This is a genomic window from Alkalibacillus haloalkaliphilus C5, assembly GCF_000269905.1.
GTDB lineage: Bacteria > Bacillota > Bacilli > Bacillales > Alkalibacillaceae > Alkalibacillus > Alkalibacillus haloalkaliphilus_A.
This window is the reverse complement of the sequence record NZ_AKIF01000245.1, coordinates 1-1999: the sequence shown is the minus strand read 5'-3', so window position 1 is coordinate 1999 and position 1999 is coordinate 1. Positions and strand designations below refer to the sequence as shown.

Annotated in this window: 2 protein-coding genes; both read left to right on the top strand. The window is 33.6% G+C overall.

From position 1 onward, the window contains the following. A partial coding sequence (locus tag A194_RS18960) for an abortive infection family protein (RefSeq protein WP_017187797.1) occupies positions 1–720 on the top strand: 720 nt, incomplete at its 5' end. Between the two features lie 332 nt (positions 721–1052). Continuing rightward, a partial coding sequence (locus A194_RS0116040; protein ID WP_017187796.1) for a PDDEXK-like family protein occupies positions 1053–1999 on the top strand: 947 nt, incomplete at its 3' end.

The following is a 1999-nucleotide window of genomic DNA, read 5'->3' as shown; positions in this document are numbered from 1 at the left end:
GGGAATTTTTCATATCGTACTCATGCAGACTTCTATCCAAGTTATTGCGGATTGGATATTAACCCAAATAAATATGACGGAACTACACGAGAAAAATTCAGAAAAATACTCTTGGAAGCAAATTCAAACGATCAATCAAAGATTCTTTCAGGTACTTTAGAAAAGTTTCCGTTACATTATTTTGAGGATTTGATGGAAGAAGGAATAATTACGGCAAGTGAATACAAAAACAAAGAAAACCTACATGAGAAGATATCAAAATGTATAACGGAACTAAGAGGTGAAGTAATAGAGCAAGGTGAATTAAAACATAACATCGCATTCGTGAGGGAAGCTCTAAATCAAGCCGAAACTCTTATTAAGAATCACTCGTATAGTAGTGCGGTTGATCGTGCACACACAGCTATCCATGGTTACTTAAAAGAGTTATGTGTTCAGCAGGGAATTATATTTGAGAGGACAGATGTTAACATTCAAGAAATGTGGAGTAAACTAAAGACAGACCACCCAAGTTTCAACATAGATGTAAAAAAACATCATAAGCCTGTTAATCAAACAGTTAATGTTGTTAGTAAATTTCTGAACAGCATGAATGATATTAGAAATAAACATGGTTATTCTCATCCAAACGAGGACATCATCGAAGAAAAAGAAGCGATGTTTATTATAAATCTGTCACGAGTTCTATTGCATTACCTTGATAGTAAAACCAATGAGTAATCCATAAATAACAATAATACCTGTAAAGTTATAAAAGATATTGGTATACCTTACCATTTAAGAGACGAAACAAAACAATACTTAAAAATAACAGTGATAAATTATTTTACGGTTTATTCGTATCTTGAAGGACTATCTATTAAAAAATGATTTTAATGATTTTATTAAAAACTATTACTAGTACTTTATTTGTTTAATTGGATTTTTTGATTCTATGTGATCTTTGTTGTGGGATTATATTCCTGCAATAAAGGAGACGATGTTGTAATCGGAATAGATAAAGATGTTTAATAATCACGAATTAAATTATTATATAATTGGTGGTGAGACTATTGCCAAGCTTTAAATTACATGGGAGAGGTATTAATAGTATTTTTCAGTTGATGGGTTATAAAGAGAATGATATTAGCCATAGTACTGCTTGGGTATTAAGTAAATGTGGAGCTATGCTTGAAATTTTTATAAAAGATGTATGTGGAATAACTGACTTTAAGCTAGAGAACGTAGAGGTATGTGTACAGGAATATGACAAAGGTTCCGGAATTACAGATATTGAGATTAAAGATGATAAAGATTTCTTCATAATTGTTGAAGCGAAGCGAGGGTGGGTCCTCCCTTCAGAGGGCCAATTACTTAAATATGCAAATCGTGAATCTTTCAAAAGAAGCTATGCTAAGAACAAGGTGATTGTTACTCTTTCAGAATGTTCGAGAGTATATGCGTATCATAATTTAGAGATAAAAGATGCAGATGGTATTCCAATAAAGCATGTGTCGTGGAGAGATGTTCATGACTTTACTGCAGCTGCATATTCATCTTCTTCCAATTCAGAAAAGAAGCTACTAAAGGAGTTGCAGGTATATTTAAGGGGGTTAGTGACAATGCAAAATCAAAATTCTAATGAAGTATATGTGGTATCACTTGGTTCTGGTAACCCGGAAGATTGCTCGTTAACATGGATTGATATAGTGAAGCAGAAGAAAAAATACTTTCATCCTATGGGTGGTAGAGGCTGGCCAAAAGAACCACCAAACTACATAGCTTTTAGGTATCATGGCAAGCTGCAATCAATACACCATATTGAAGGATATGACGTTTCAACTAACCCTCACAAAATTATATCTGAAATGCCAGATCAAGAATGGGAACCACACTTTATTTATACCCTAGGTCCTGCAATCATGCCATCAAAAGAAGTTAAGACGGGAAATATTTATCCTAGCGGACGAGTGTGGTGTCATTTAGATACATTACTTACATGCGATACGATTTCAGATGC